Raw genomic sequence first — 14,184 nt, 5'->3', positions numbered from 1 at the left:
ATCATGGTTGAAACAATTACAATTTTCGTCCTTGCCATCTTTGTAGGGTACTACGTGGTGTGGGGCGTAACGCCAGCATTACATACACCACTTATGGCAGTAACCAATGCTTTGTCATCCATCATTATTGTGGGGGCGATGATCCAAACTGTAGGTTTACCTGCGATTGGAGTTGATGCCAATGTCGCATTCCAAAGCGTTAACGTGGTGAGCATCTTAGGTGCGATTGCGGTGTTCTTAGCAAGTATCAACATTTTTGGTGGCTTCGCAGTAACAGCGCGTATGCTTGAAATGTTCAAGCCAAAGCAAAAGAAAAAAGAGGGCTAATATATGGAATTCATTCGAGACTATGCGGATTGGTTCTACCTGATTGGTGCTGTCCTCTTTATCCTAACTTTACGTGGTTTGTCAGGTCCTAAAACTGCCATTCAAGGTAACCGTTACGGCATGATCGCAATGGCGATTGCGGTGATCACTACTTTCTTTGTGGCAGATCATCCAGTGATTTGGATGATTGGCGGGGCAATGGTACTGGGTGCACTTGTGGGTATTGCCCGTGCACGTACTGTACCTATGACACAAATGCCTGAAACGGTTGCATTGATGCACTCTTTGGTGGGCTTGGCTGCGGTATTGATTGCGATTGCTGCAATTCTACACAATAACCAACTCACTGCTTTATTTGCACAAAATGAAGCTGCATTAACTGCTGCGGGTGTACAACATGCCCACATGAGCAAGGTTCATTTGTTTGAATTGTTCGTGGGTTGTTTCGTTGGTGCGATTACCTTTACAGCGTCTGTATTTGCTTATGGTAAATTGGCTGCAAAAAAATGGGCAAAAACCATTTCTGGTGCATGGGTTAAACCTGTACAAGCGCTGATTTTCCTTGCAATGTTGGCATGTGGTGTGTATTTCTTCACCACGGGTAACATGACTGCATTTTGGGCAATGACTGCACTTGCACTTGCATTCGGTTGGGTGTGGATTGCGCCTGTTGGTGGTGGTGATATGCCAGTGGTGGTATCACTGTTGAACTCATTCTCTGGTTGGGCAGCAGCAGGTATTGGTTTCACGCTTGAAAACAATATGTTGATCGTTGCAGGTTCACTGGTGGGTTCTTCTGGTGCGATTCTGTCTTACATCATGTGTAAAGCGATGAACCGTTCGATCATCAACGTTTTGTTTGGTGGTGCGATGGGCGGTGCAGCAGTGGCTTCTGCGAACAAAGGTGAACAAGCACAGCGTAATCACCGTTCTGGTTCAGCAGATGACGCAGGCTTCTTGATGTCAAATGCAGACAGCGTTGTGATCGTGCCGGGTTATGGTATGGCGCAAGGTCGTGCACAAAATGCAGTTAAAGAATTGTGTGAAATCTTAAAAGAGCAGGGCGTAAAAGTTCGCTTCGCGATTCACCCAGTGGCTGGTCGTATGCCGGGTCACATGAACGTATTGTTAGCAGAAGCAGATGTTGCGTATGAAGACATCTTAGAAATGGATGAGATCAACTCAGATTTCCCTGCAACAGATGTAGTACTGGTAATTGGTGCAAACGACGTGGTTAACCCTGCGGCGAAAGATGATCCGACATCTCCAATCTACGGCATGCCAATTCTTGAAGCACATAAAGCACGTACCATCATGGTGATCAAACGTTCTATGGCAACAGGTTATGCGGGCTTAGACAATGACTTGTTCTACAATGAAAAAACCATGATGATCTTTGGTGATGCGAAAAAAGTGGTTGAAGATATGACCAAAGCAATTAATGGTGGTGGACACTAATCCTCCTCCTGGATTGTATAAAGACCACCTTCGGGTGGTTTTTTTGTTTTAGGGCCAAAGCTCTTTAGTTACAAAAAAACCTCACAAAGACACATTTTGTATAAGAAATCAGCATGCTGATTTGTATTTAGGTGTTTAAATTGAGAATTGTTATTCTCAATTTGGCTAAACCCTATTATGGACTTGCACCCGCTATCTCGCACGGAAAAACAGAACAAAAGAAAACAACTTATTATTGATAAAGCTATAGAGTTAACTGTAGCACATGGTTTAGATCAACTTTCAATTGCAGACATTGCAAAGGCCAGTGGATTAGGTCCCGGACAAATTTATCGCTGTTTTCAAGATAAAGATGAAATCATAGAAAATATGATTTTGAGTATTACGGACAAGCGCATTTGCACTCCTGGCTTTCACCGACACGATGTACATATAAAGGCTCAGGAGCTTGCCAGTGGGCATCCTAATAATATGAGTTCTGAAGAATTATCTTTGTTATATGAAGTTCTCAATATTAGTGGCAATAATAAAATAATCGAAACTATTGAAAAATCAGAAAAAAAAATGCAGGAGCAAGGTTTGTATATTTTAAGAGAATATTACAAAACCGCATCTCCACAAGAAATAAGAGCAATTGCTGAGGTGGTTGCCACTTTAACGGAGGGCGTCATTTTGAGAACGGCGAAAGGGTATTCGCAAGATGTTGATCAGGCTATTTTACAGCGTATTTATGAAACGATGTTAACAGCAATGGATTCCTTATTTGGTGAAGTGAAAGAGAAAGAAAATAATATTCAATAAATACAATATTTTATTTCTTAAATTTAATGTGGTGGGTTCAGTCTTTTTTCAAATCTAGGTGTGCGTGTGCAATGAAAAAATCGGTAGTATTCAAAAAGGCTTTTCTGACAGGAATGATTTTATGCTGTCTTGGTCTTACCTTATCTGCTTGTGATCAAGAGCAGGTCGCTCCACAAAAGTCTGTAACTGAAGTAGAGGTGATGACGATCCAACCTCAGTCTATGGACATGAAACAAACCTTGGCTGGTCGGACAACGGCTTATTTGACCTCAGATGTCAGGCCTCAAGTGAGTGGTATTATTGAAAAGCGACTTTTTAAGGAAGGAGATTATGTACAAGCTGGTCAGGTGTTGTATCAGCTCGATTCTAAACTGTATCAAGCAGCACATGAAAGTGCGCGTGGTGATTTAGTTGAAGCTGAGGCGAGTTTGCTTGCCGCAAAGCCCAAAGCGCAACGTTATAAAAACCTTCTCGCAATTGAGGCGGTTAGTCAGCAAGATGCCCTTGATGCTCAAGCAACTTTAAAAGAACAAGAAGCAGCCGTTATTTCTGCAAAAGCGGCGTTAAATACAGCCAAAATTAATTTGGGCTATACCTCAATACGTGCCCCGATCTCAGGACGGATTGCCACGTCTACATATACTCCTGGTGCACTGGTGACGGCTGAGCAAACGACCGCATTGACAACGATCCAACAATTAAACCCAATTTATGTTGATATCACGCTATCGAGCACTGAATTGCTTAATCTGAGAAAGCAAATTGATAAGGGAACATTGAATGCCCCTAATGGTAAGGTGCCTGTCAGTATTATTATGGAAGATGGTTCGACTTATGAACATACGGGGACGCTCGAATTTATTGGAACGTCCGTTGATACTGGAACGGGTACGGTAAATTTAAGAGCTATTGTTCCAAATCCTAAATATCTATTGCTTCCAGGTGCTTATGTTAAGGCAGAGCTACCATTAGCAGTTAATCATCAGGCTATTCTGATTCCACAAAAGGCAGTGACCCGAAATCATAAGGGAGATCCTGTTGTGAAGTTGGTCGGTGCAGACAATAAGGTGGTTGAACGTACCGTCGAAACCTCGGATGCACAAGGCAACCAGTGGGTGGTGACCTCTGGTCTCAAAGCTGGGGAGAAGTTGATTGTTGAAGGTGTGAGTACTGTTTCTTCGGGGAATACCGTGAAAGTGGTACAGCAAGCAACTGCAAGTAATTCAGTGACCTCAGATCAAAAATAGGATGAACAATGGCTCGTTTCTTTATTAACAGACCTATTTTTGCATGGGTCATTGCAATTGTGATCACCTTGGCGGGTGCACTTTCTATATATACTTTACCTATTGAGCAATATCCTGACATTGCTCCTCCAACAGTCAGTATCAGTGCAACTTATACAGGTGCTTCAGCTGAAACGACAGAAAACTCAGTGACGCAAGTGATTGAGCAAAGTATGACGGGGTTGGATAATTTACTGTATATGTCATCAAGTAGTTCATCCTCAGGGAGCTCTTCGGTAACCTTAACGTTTGCTTCAGGGACAGACCCAGATACGGCACAAGTTCAAGTCCAGAATAAGTTGAAGCAAGCGGAATCCTCTTTGCCAGAATCCGTGCAGGACAATGGTCTGACGGTGACCAAGTCTTCAGGTAGTATCTTTATGGTGCTGAGTTTTATCTCAGAAGATGGCAGTATGAATGGTACGGACTTGGCAGATTACATGGTGTCTAGTGTAAAAGACCAAGTGAGTCGAGTCAGTGGTGTTGGTAATGTTCAAGTGATGGGTTCGCAGTATTCCATGCGAATCTGGCTAAATCCAGAAAAACTCAAAACCTATTCTTTAGTACCCAGTGATATTGTAACGGCTATTCAAGCACAAAACAGCGATGTTGCGGCAGGTTCTCTTGGCGCTTTACCTGCTGTAAATGGGCAGGAACTGAGTGCCACGGTAACGGCACGTAGTCGCTTAAAAACAGTAGATCAGTTTAAAAATATTATTTTAAAGTCAGATGCAAGTGGAGCGGAGGTTCGGCTGTCTGATGTGGCAAATGTTGAACTCGGCAGTGAAGACTACGCGGCCTTGAGTAAGTTCAATGGTAAGAATGCAGCAGGCATGGGGATTGAGCTTGCAGCTGGTGCAAATGCTTTAGATGTTTCAAATGCGGTAGAAGCAAAATTACAAGAGCTCAAAGCGTTCTTTCCTACGGGTGTGAACTATAAGGTTGCCTATAGCACAGCACCCTTTGTCAAAATTTCGATAGAAGAAGTAGTGAAGACCCTATTTGAAGCAATTGCGCTGGTCATCATTATTATGTATCTGTTTTTGCAAAACTGGCGTATTACTTTAATTCCTGCAGTTGCCGTTCCTGTTGTGCTCATGGGGACCTTTGGCGTGTTGTCTATTTTGGGTTATTCCATTAATACCTTATCAATGTTTGCCATGGTGTTGGCGATTGGTCTTTTGGTGGACGACGCGATTGTTGTGGTGGAAAACGTTGAACGGATCATGCAAGAGGAGGGACTATCACCTAAGGCGGCTGCTGAAAAATCAATGGGGCAAATTACAGGTGCGCTTATTGGTATTGCTTTAGTACTGACGGCGGTATTTATTCCCATGGCATTCTTTAGTGGTTCTACAGGAGCTATTTATCGCCAGTTCTCTATTACGATTGCCTCTGCGATGATTCTCTCGGTGATTGTTGCAATGACGATTACCCCCGCATTATGTGCAACCTTGTTGAAGCCAATTCATCAAAATGGAACTGAGAAAAAAACAGGCGTGCTTTCTCGATTTTTTCAGTGGTTTAACCAGACATTTAATACCAATACCGAGCGCTATAACCGTGGTGTGAAATGGATACTTGCTCATAAACGTCTAGGTCTGGTGGCTTATTTACTCATTGTTGTTTCTATTGCGGGGCTGTTTTGGAAACTTCCAACAGCATTTTTACCAGAAGAAGATCAGGGCATGTTGATGGTGTCAATCAAACTACCATCAGGTGCGACGCAACAACAAACTGTGCGTGTTATGGATCAAGTTGCTGACTATGTAGAAAAGCAACCTGAAGTGGAATCGGTGATGAGTGTTGCTGGTTTTAGTACTGGAGGTAGTGGTCAGAACTCAGGAATGGGATTCATTAAGTTAAAAGATTGGTCTGAACGTTCTACCGATGCTACAAGTGTTGGGAACCGTATTACCAAAGATATGGCTTCTAAGTTTAAAGATGCGCAGATTTTTGCCATGGCACCCTCTGGGATTCCGGGTTTGGGACAAGGCTCAGGTTTTACCATGGAGCTGACAGATTTGGGTGGAGCTGGGCATGATGCATTGGTTTCGGCCCGTGATCAGCTTCTAAAACTCGCTCAGCAAAATGAAAAGCTTACGGCTGTTCGCTATGGCAGCTTAGAAGATGCACCTACATTTGCCTTGAAAATTAATGACTCCAAAGCAGGTGCTTTAAAAGTCAGTCAAAGTGATATTGATGATGTTTTATCAACTGCTTTGGGCAGTAGCTATGTCAATGACTTTGTAAATAATGGGCGTGTTAAAAAGGTTTATGTGCAAGGGGAAGCGTCTGCGCGCATGTTACCTAGCGATATTAATCGTTGGTACGTTCGAAATGATGATAATGATATGGTGCCATTTTCTGCTTTCACTGAAAGTAAATGGAACTTTGCGCCGTCTTCTTTAGCTCGTTTTAATGGTTCTTCCGCAATGGAAATTTCAGGGCAAGCCGCAGAAGGAGTGAGTTCTGGAACGGCGATGGCAGAAATGCAAAACTTAGTCAAACAATTGCCAAATGGTTTTGGCTATGCATGGTCTGGCTTGTCTTATCAAGAACAGCAGTCGGGCAATATGGCACCCCTGCTATATGCTATTTCAATCCTGTTTGTATTCTTGTGTTTAGCGGCTTTATACGAAAGTTGGTCGATTCCTTTTTCTGTTTTACTTGTCGTGCCGATTGGTGTGTTGGGCGCTTTATTATTTACAACGTTACGAGGCTTATCTAATGACATTTATTTTCAAGTTGGCTTGCTGACAACCATCGGTCTGGCTTCGAAAAATGCGATTTTGATCGTGGAATTTGCTAAAGAGTTAGAAGAAAAAGGTGAAACCTTAATAGCTGCAACCTTACATGCAACTAAAATGCGTCTGCGTCCAATTCTAATGACATCATTTGCGTTCTTACTCGGGGTATTGCCTTTGGTGATTAGTACGGGAGCAGGTTCAGGCGGGCGTCACTCTTTAGGAACAGGTGTTTTTGGTGGAACATTATTGTCTACGGCACTTGGTATTTTCTTTGTCCCTTTATTCTATGTTCTTATCCGTAGCATTTTTTCCAAAAAGAAAACAGCTGAATTACCACAGGAGCATTCATAATGTTGTTGAACTATAAATATGGCGCAGTGGGGCTGTGTTTTCTGGGAATGACGGGGTGCATGAATCTCAATCCAGAATATAGTCAACCAACATCGCCTGTCGCAACGTCATTTAATAATCAGGCTGTGGGGGAGAGCTCTTCTCAACCAGTTGCAGATATACAGTGGCGCACTATTTTTCTTGATACTCGCTTACAAAAAGTCATTGCGATGTCTTTAGATAATAATCGTGACTTGCGTATGGCGATGTTGAATATTGATAAAGCTAGAGCACAATATCGCATTCAGAAAGCAGACTTATATCCAAGTGTAAGTGCATCTGTATCTCAATCTGCATCTAAAGCACAATCCTCATCGGGGCAAAGCCAAATCAGTCGCTCTAGTGAGTTTTCTGTAGGATTTACCAGTTGGGAGCTTGATTTGTTTGGTCGTATTCGAAGTTTGAATACTGAGTCTTTAGAAAGCTATTTTGCAACCGCTGAAACACAACGTAGTTCGCGTATGAGCTTGGTTGCAGAGGTTGCCAGTGATTGGTTGACGATTGCAGCTTATCAGCAACAATTGCGCATCGCAGAAAGCACGCTGGCCAGTCAGGAAAAAACACTCAAACTCACTTATGCCAAATATAAAGAAGGTATATCTTCTGCCCTAGACTATGAGGAAATTAAAACCAGTGTCGATAGTGCCAAGGCTGATATTGCCAGTTACAAGAAGGCTTTGGCTCAAGCGCAGAATGCATTGAACTTAATCGTAGGCACTGCTGTACCAGCTGAGTTTCTTCCCTCAAATGATATAGATTTGCAATCCATACGTCTGGCTCCAATTGCTGCAAACTTATCTTCGAGCATGCTGCAAAACCACCCCGATGTTTTATATGTAGAGCATCTCTTAAAGGGGGCAAATGCTGACATCGGAGCCGCAAGAGCAGCTTTCTTTCCAACCATTTCATTAACCACCACGGCTGGGCGAAGCAGTAGCGATTTAGAAAAGCTGTTTAGTGCTGGAACTGGTACATGGTCGTTTATACCAACGATCTCTGTGCCTATTTTCCAAGGAGGGGAGCTTAAAGCTTCTTTAGATTCAGCCAAAATTCAGAAAAATATCTATATTGCACAATATGAGAAAGCGATTCAAACCGCTTTTTCTGATGTAGCAGATGCTTTGGCTGTGCGTCAGACTATTGAAGCGCAACTTGATGCACAAAAAGACCTAGTCCGTTCCTCGGAACGTAGTTATCGTTTATCTACTGCCCGGTACAAAGAAGGTTTGGATAGCTATTTGACGGCCCTGACTGCGCAGCGAACATATTATAGTGCACAGCAAGAACTTGTTACGTTGGTTCTAGAGGAAGCCACCAATCGTGTCACGTTATATAAGGTCTTAGGCGGGGGGGCTGACGCGCAATAAAAAATTGAATGGGTTCGTTGTTTTATAAAAGTGACTCTTTCGGGCATTGCTGTCCCACAATTTTTCACAAGAGGAAGCTCATTTGAGCTTCCTCTTGTTTTATGGGTATTTTATCGGGTGAAAATAAAGCTTTTAAAGTTCTTCTTTCAAACAAATTCACTTGAATTATTCTGAGTAAACGTTGAACTGTCCAACCTGTTTTCCCTAAATGTTGAGCGAAACTCACCAATAAATAGGCGATCATCGCAATCCAGATTTGTGTCTGAATTGCGTTCCTGCTGCGGCCTAGAAACGCTTTTAATTTGAGATTCTGCTTAATCGCCTTAAAGAACAGCTCAACTTTCCAACGATCTTTATAAATCGCCGCAATGGTGGAGGCGGCTAAATGAAAGTTATTGCTGAGAAAGCTAAAGTGCTTGCCACTTTGCTGATCTCTATATTCAATTCTTCTTAACACTGGGGCTTTTCTTTTTAGGGCATGTGCGCTATTCAGCTGAATGGTTTCATCTTTTAGAATACCTTTGGATTCAAGCACTGGATGTTGCTGGATCACCTGATACACAGATTTAGGCCTAAAACGTGTGACAAATCCAATGTTTTGAGCAGTCAGATTTGCATACCATTGGTAATCGACATAGCCTTTATCAAAAACTACAATGCTGCCAGCAGGAAACTGGAATTTGCGACCTTGTACCATGTCATTTTCTTTGCCATTTTCAACTGCAACAAACTCAGGAATATCATTGCTGTGATTCAATCCTATGCTGAGTTTCATGCTGGCTTTTGAGTCATGAACTTTGGCCCATTCACATAAGGAAAGCGACAGGTCAATATGACTGGCATCCAAGGAATACAAGGGATTTTTAAAGCGAAATTTATGAGCTACTTTTGAGTGTTCATAGTATTTAAGCAACTTGTAAAATAGCTGTTGATACAAGGCAGCAGGCTGCTGCTCATTGATTCGTGCCAGCGTGCTTCGGGGAATAGATTTTGCTCCGAGATGACTTAGCTTTTCCTGTTGGCACTCCAAATTGGATTGAATATCTCTCAGACTTTGCCTACAAGAGAATTGAGACATCAATATGGCAATAAACTGATCCCAACGGGAAGTCGCTCTAAATTTCTGTCCAACATGGTGTACTTTAGCAAGTTGTTCAAAATCCTGTCGCACAACAGGTTTAATTAGCTCATAAAATACGGTATTCTGATGTGACAAAACCTGAATCCTGGTCGTTAAAGTGTTTGTTTACACTCATATTTTAACTGTTAGGACTCAGGTTTTTTTATTTAAAGCAAACTATGGGACAGCAGTGCTCTTTCGGGTCACTTTTTTTATGTGAGAGGTTTGGCGTCTTTCTGAAAAGGGTCTCAAAGCAACATCGTTTTAATATTTGAATGACATTAGCTCGAGTACGCGTGATGTAAGGCAGAATGTATGTGTTTTCTATGCAATAAGAGAAATGGGTTTTAAATTTTAGAAAGATTGTTTATGTGAAAATAAGGTTGAAAAAGGTTGAGTTACTGGAACTTTTGATCAAATAAATGTTTTGAAATATATATAGAAAATTAAGTATATCCCTAGAAATTGGCATATTTGTTGCAATTTTTATTTCGGTTCTTTGGGGGATAATGATGAAAAAACTTCAAATTTTAGCAGGGCTATATTTACTGTGTTCTAGCTCAACCTGGGCAGTTGAACCTGTGGTGAGTGCAGCCAATATACAAGAAATTCGCCTATCTTTAGACAGTGTTTGGGTGGTGCTAGGTGGTATCTTGGTGTTTTTTATGCAAGCGGGTTTTGCACTGATTGAAAGTGGTTCAGTTCGTTCTAAAAATACGATTAATGTACTCATGAAAAACTATATGGATGCATGTTTGGGGGGCTTGGTGTTTTGGTTGATTGGCTTTGGCTTAATGTTTGGGGTAAACCAAACTGGCTGGATCGGAACTTCTCATTTTGCACCCAATGAAATGGATGGATGGCATTGGAATTTATTGTTCTTCCAAATGATGTTTGCTGCAACGGCCACCACTATTGCCAGTGGCGCAATGGCAGAGCGTATTCACTTTGTAGCCTATATTGTCAGTGCGGCCGTAGTGAGCGGTTTGATTTATCCGATCTTTGGGGCATGGGCTTGGGGAAGTTTGTTTGACGGCGAGGGCTGGTTGAAGGCTCTAGGGTTTATCGACTTTGCAGGTTCAACTGTTGTGCACTCGATTGGTGGATGGGTGGCTCTGGCGGGTATTATTGTGCTTGGGCCACGACTCGGACGTTTTGGTCGCAATGGGCAAGTTCACTATTTGGCTGGACATAATTTACCGCTGGTGGCACTAGGTGGTTTTATTTTATGGCTAGCATGGTTTGGTTTTAATGCTGCTTCTACCGTTAAAGCTGAAGTGAGTATTGGACGTATAGCCCTAAACACGCATTTAGCGGCGTGTGCTTCGGCCGTTGCCTACATGGTCTATACCCTGATTCGAGGTAAAGCGATTTTAATGCGAGGCACGATTAATGCGTCTTTAGGTGGGTTGGTTGCAATCACCGCAGGCTGTGCAACCATGAGCCCACTTTTTGCAGTGATGAGTGGAGCCTTTGCTGGAATTTTGGTCAGTATTTTACCTGTATTGATGGAAAAACTTCGTTTGGATGATGTGGTCGATGCCGTGACTGTGCATGGCTTTTGTGGTGCGTGGGGGACGTTGGCAGCAGGGCTGTTTTTTGAAGGGCGAATGTTTAATTCAGAAATAATTGCAGTACAAATTTTAGGTATTATGGCTGCATTTATTTGGGGGTTTGGTGTGGCTTTTATTGTGTTCAAAGTCTTGGATAAAGTGTTGGGTGGTCTACGTGTAAGTAAACAACATGAACAACGTGGTTTAGACTATACCGAACATGCCGAACTGTCCTATCCGGAGTTTCAGCATGATGTGACTTTTGAAACAGATGATATGACTAAACGTCATTAAATGAAGAGGATTGCTCATGTCGACTGAAACATTAAGTATTTTGCAAAAACGTCAAGCGATTGAACGAGGCCTCAGTCAATACTTACCGGGGACACTTTTGGAGCAAGTGTTGAATCACTGGGAAGCCAAATATGGTGACCAACCATCCTTTGTTTTAAATCGTTTTTTGAGTGAAATTTGCACTACCGAAGAATTGCGTTATCACCGCAAAGATATGCTCAGAAATGTCTTAGCAGAGATGGCACAAGTTGAAAAACAAGTATTACTCAAGCCTACAGCCCAAGAGCTCCGAGCAGAACAGACGCAAGAGCAATTATTGGATGCTTTCATCTTTTTTATGCAAGGTATTTGTCAGTCGGTAAAAGATGTTGATATGCAGGATTTTGAAAGTGAAGTAAAGGTGGAGTTGGAAGCATTATCTATTTTGATGTCTGCAAACCAAAGGTTGGATGATCGGATGCTTCTAAATACTTTATTGATGGCTCAGTATGCTCAGATGTTGACAGCCTGCTATGAAAAGTACTGTGAATTTTACGGCCCTGCAAAAGCTGATCAGGTTTATGCCAGTATCAAGAGACAGGTTAAAACACAGTATCCGTCAGTGGATTTGCATTGGCTCATTTAGAAAATATAGCGTATAAAAAAGCGACCTTTAGGTCGCTTTTTTTGATTAGGCTACAGTTTCTTCTGGGGCTGCACGCCATAGGCTTTCGAGGTCGTAGAAACGACGTGCTGTTGGCAACATCACATGCACAACAACAAAGCCAAGATCAATCAAGATCCATTCAGCATCACGTTCGCCTTCGACACCGAGAGGGCGGAAGCCTGCTTTACGTGCTTCTTCAGCAACGTTATCAGCAAGTGCTTTAATGTGACGCGTAGATGTACCACTTGCAATTACAATTGCATCAGCAACATTACTGATTGAGCTGACATCAAGCGCTAAAATATCTTTTGCTTTTACATCTTCAAGGGCTTCGTGTACAACTTTTAAGCAAGCTTGTACGTCGGCAGCTTGTGTATTCATTGCGAGATCGTGAGAATTAGAAGCGCTGGGCGATGGTTCTAAATTCATAAAGGGAATTTTTCCGGACAATAACTCACCTTATAGTATAGAGTTTTTGGCCGAAAAATTCAAATCTGACAAGGCTTAGCTTTGAGGATGCGTGGCAAAGTATTTTGCCTTCCATGCAAAGGACTGAGTTGAAACAGTTTTTGGTCGATATTCAGCCGCAAGAAAACCATCATAGTTGCTGTGTTGTAACCATTCAAAAATATTTGCATACATTATTTGTGCAGTGTCTGGCTCGTGCCGGCCCGGACAGTCGGCAAACTGGATATGTCCAATATCTTGAATATTTTCTTGTAAGCCTTGAAGGACATCCTCACCCATCATTGCCATGTGATAGCAGTCGTATTGCATTTTAAGTGCAGGATGTTTTACGGCTTCTAACATTTCTTGTGCTTGGGCAATATTTTGTACTAAAAAGCGTGGCATATCTGTGCCGTTGATCATTTCAAAGACAGGTTGAATTTGATGTTCGGTGAACATGTGGCAGGCTAACTTTAAGTTTTTAGCCAAAGTGTTTAAACAAGGCAGGAGGTCAGCGTCCAATGGCTGTTTGCCTGCAAGGATATTCACGCTTGGTACTTTGAGTGCGCTGGCATATTGCACAGCCAACTGTAGGGCCCGATGAAACTCCAGTTCTTTGCCAGGGACACCTGCTAGACCATTACCACCTGTCATGAGGTCGCCTGCAGGAACATTAATCAAGCAGAGGCTTAAGTCATGTAGTGTTAGCTGAGTTTGAACTTGTTCAATGCTCAGTTCATAGGGAAATTGGATCTCAACATGTTTAAAGCCTGCGGCTTGAGCTAAAGCAAAACGCTCAAGCAGCGGTACTTCGGTAAAAATCATGGATAAATTTACAGCAAGTTTGGTCATGATTTTCTCCTTTTGTTATTTGGCTTTCTGTTCTACTTGTAATATGACCGAGGCAAGGTCAGCTTCAGCATAGCCTTGTTGTTGATGTGCTTGCAATTGCTGAAGTGCTCGTGCTGCAACGGGGATATCGAGTTGATGGTGGGCTGCGAGTTGCACAGCATTGTTTAAATCTTTAGAGAGGGTTTGTACTTTCCATTGTACGGGTTCAAATTGGTGTGTGGCCATACGTGGGCTTAAAATTTGAAAGGGTTTAGAATCTGCAAAACCACCTGCCAGTGCAGGTGCAAGTAGACGAGTATCTACGCCAGCTTTAGCAGCTAAAGCCACCGCTTCAGCAATCAAGGTGCTATTGGCAGCCACAATCAGTTGATTGCAAATTTTAGTGGCTTGTCCTGTGCCTGTAGCGCCCATGCAAGTAACGCGCTGTGACAGAATATTATAAATTAAAGACAAGTCCTGAATGGTTTGAACATCACCGCCAGCAAAAATCACCAACGTTCCTTGCTCTGCACCTACAGTTCCTCCAGACACAGGCGAATCAATCCATTGCACCTGTTTGTGTTCAGCACGTGCAGCAAGTTTAATCGTTTGCTCAACCGAAAGACTGGAAAAGTCGACAAGTACTTGATTGGCTGCTAAAAACGGCTCTATTTGTTCATAAACATTTTCAACCGCTTTGTCGTCAGCTAAACAGGTGAGGATAACGGGATAGAGGGCTATGTCTTGCAGGGCTAAGTCTGTTGCTCCCAAATCAATGAGTGCATCCTTGGCATTTTGAGTGCGGTTCCAGACCGCGACTTCGAAACCTGCTTGAATTAATCGGGTCGCCATTCGGCTTCCCATGAGCCCCATACCAAGAAATGCAATTTTAGTGTGTCGATCGAAACTCATGG

General features: G+C 42.6%; 12 protein-coding genes. 8 read left to right on the top strand and 4 right to left on the bottom strand.

The annotated features are described in order from the left end of the window. Positions 1-3: 3 nt before the first annotated feature. From ACZ8ZH_RS14800 to ACZ8ZH_RS14775, 6 genes are all read left to right on the top strand, one after another. Positions 4-327 carry a proton-translocating transhydrogenase family protein gene (locus tag ACZ8ZH_RS14800; RefSeq protein WP_086209872.1) on the top strand — a complete coding sequence of 108 codons (324 nt, stop codon included), beginning with the start codon at positions 4-6 and terminating at the stop codon, positions 325-327. A gap of 3 nt (positions 328-330) precedes the next feature. Beyond that, complete coding sequence (locus tag ACZ8ZH_RS14795) at positions 331-1,785, top strand: NAD(P)(+) transhydrogenase (Re/Si-specific) subunit beta (protein WP_086209871.1); 1,455 nt, start codon at positions 331-333, stop codon at positions 1,783-1,785. A gap of 177 nt (positions 1,786-1,962) precedes the next feature. Next, the gene (locus tag ACZ8ZH_RS14790) at positions 1,963-2,586 is read left to right on the top strand and encodes a TetR/AcrR family transcriptional regulator (RefSeq protein ID WP_119064898.1); all 624 of its coding nucleotides are present in this window, start codon (positions 1,963-1,965) and stop codon (positions 2,584-2,586) included. Positions 2,587-2,657: 71 nt separating this feature from the next. After that, entirely contained in the window at positions 2,658-3,833 is a 1,176-nt protein-coding gene (locus ACZ8ZH_RS14785) for an efflux RND transporter periplasmic adaptor subunit (protein WP_162622342.1), read from the top strand. Positions 3,834-3,841: 8 nt separating this feature from the next. Continuing rightward, positions 3,842-6,973, top strand: coding sequence for an efflux RND transporter permease subunit (locus tag ACZ8ZH_RS14780; RefSeq protein WP_119064900.1), 3,132 nt, complete (start codon positions 3,842-3,844; stop codon positions 6,971-6,973). Continuing rightward, the gene (locus tag ACZ8ZH_RS14775; protein WP_162900309.1) at positions 6,973-8,379 is read left to right on the top strand and encodes an efflux transporter outer membrane subunit; all 1,407 of its coding nucleotides are present in this window, start codon (positions 6,973-6,975) and stop codon (positions 8,377-8,379) included. Before ACZ8ZH_RS14780 ends, ACZ8ZH_RS14775 begins: the two co-directional genes overlap by 1 nt. 64 nt (positions 8,380-8,443) lie before the next feature. Here the strand turns inward: ACZ8ZH_RS14775 and ACZ8ZH_RS14770 are convergent, their stop codons facing one another. Continuing rightward, the gene (locus ACZ8ZH_RS14770) at positions 8,444-9,595 is read right to left on the bottom strand and encodes an IS4-like element ISAbe18 family transposase (protein WP_058971770.1); all 1,152 of its coding nucleotides are present in this window, start codon (positions 9,593-9,595) and stop codon (positions 8,444-8,446) included. 416 nt (positions 9,596-10,011) lie between these two features. Between ACZ8ZH_RS14770 and ACZ8ZH_RS14765 the strand changes: the two genes are divergently transcribed. Continuing rightward, positions 10,012-11,346, top strand: coding sequence for an ammonium transporter (locus tag ACZ8ZH_RS14765; RefSeq protein WP_086209867.1), 1,335 nt, complete (start codon positions 10,012-10,014; stop codon positions 11,344-11,346). Between the two features lie 16 nt (positions 11,347-11,362). After that, positions 11,363-11,971 carry a hypothetical protein gene (locus ACZ8ZH_RS14760; protein WP_119064902.1) on the top strand — a complete coding sequence of 203 codons (609 nt, stop codon included), beginning with the start codon at positions 11,363-11,365 and terminating at the stop codon, positions 11,969-11,971. Positions 11,972-12,016: 45 nt separating this feature from the next. Here the strand turns inward: ACZ8ZH_RS14760 and rsfS are convergent, their stop codons facing one another. The 3 genes from rsfS to ACZ8ZH_RS14745 all read right to left on the bottom strand — a co-directional run bounded on the left by rsfS (position 12,017) and on the right by ACZ8ZH_RS14745 (position 14,182). Then, positions 12,017-12,421 (bottom strand): ribosome silencing factor, encoded by a 405-nt coding sequence (gene rsfS / locus ACZ8ZH_RS14755; RefSeq protein ID WP_086209865.1) that lies wholly within the window; start codon positions 12,419-12,421, stop codon positions 12,017-12,019. A 75-nt stretch (positions 12,422-12,496) separates the two neighbouring features. Then, positions 12,497-13,291: a hydroxypyruvate isomerase family protein gene (locus ACZ8ZH_RS14750; protein WP_086209864.1), complete on the bottom strand. Its 795-nt coding sequence runs from the start codon at positions 13,289-13,291 to the stop codon at positions 12,497-12,499. 15 nt (positions 13,292-13,306) lie between these two features. Then, on the bottom strand, positions 13,307-14,182 hold the full coding sequence (locus tag ACZ8ZH_RS14745; RefSeq protein ID WP_119064904.1) for an NAD(P)-dependent oxidoreductase: 876 nt from the start codon (positions 14,180-14,182) through the stop codon (positions 13,307-13,309). Positions 14,183-14,184 lie beyond the last annotated feature (2 nt).

It is taken from the genome of Acinetobacter sp. SW-226 (assembly GCF_055632855.1).
The sequence above is the reverse complement of the archived record's forward strand: the minus strand, read 5'-3'. Positions and strand labels throughout refer to the sequence as shown.

Excerpts from the sequence above, each read along its gene's own strand:
- ACZ8ZH_RS14800 (WP_086209872.1), top strand. The coding sequence starts at position 4 with ATGGTTGAAACAATTACAATTTTCGTCCTTGCCATCTTTGTAGGGTAC.
- ACZ8ZH_RS14795 (WP_086209871.1), top strand. The coding sequence starts at position 331 with ATGGAATTCATTCGAGACTATGCGGATTGGTTCTACCTGATTGGTGCT.
- ACZ8ZH_RS14790 (WP_119064898.1), top strand. The coding sequence starts at position 1,963 with ATGGACTTGCACCCGCTATCTCGCACGGAAAAACAGAACAAAAGAAAA.
- ACZ8ZH_RS14785 (WP_162622342.1), top strand. The coding sequence starts at position 2,658 with ATGAAAAAATCGGTAGTATTCAAAAAGGCTTTTCTGACAGGAATGATT.
- ACZ8ZH_RS14780 (WP_119064900.1), top strand. The coding sequence starts at position 3,842 with ATGGCTCGTTTCTTTATTAACAGACCTATTTTTGCATGGGTCATTGCA.
- ACZ8ZH_RS14775 (WP_162900309.1), top strand. The coding sequence starts at position 6,973 with ATGTTGTTGAACTATAAATATGGCGCAGTGGGGCTGTGTTTTCTGGGA.
- ACZ8ZH_RS14765 (WP_086209867.1), top strand. The coding sequence starts at position 10,012 with ATGAAAAAACTTCAAATTTTAGCAGGGCTATATTTACTGTGTTCTAGC.
- ACZ8ZH_RS14760 (WP_119064902.1), top strand. The coding sequence starts at position 11,363 with ATGTCGACTGAAACATTAAGTATTTTGCAAAAACGTCAAGCGATTGAA.
- rsfS (WP_086209865.1), bottom strand. The coding sequence starts at position 12,421 with ATGAATTTAGAACCATCGCCCAGCGCTTCTAATTCTCACGATCTCGCA.
- ACZ8ZH_RS14750 (WP_086209864.1), bottom strand. The coding sequence starts at position 13,291 with ATGACCAAACTTGCTGTAAATTTATCCATGATTTTTACCGAAGTACCG.
- ACZ8ZH_RS14745 (WP_119064904.1), bottom strand. The coding sequence starts at position 14,182 with ATGAGTTTCGATCGACACACTAAAATTGCATTTCTTGGTATGGGGCTC.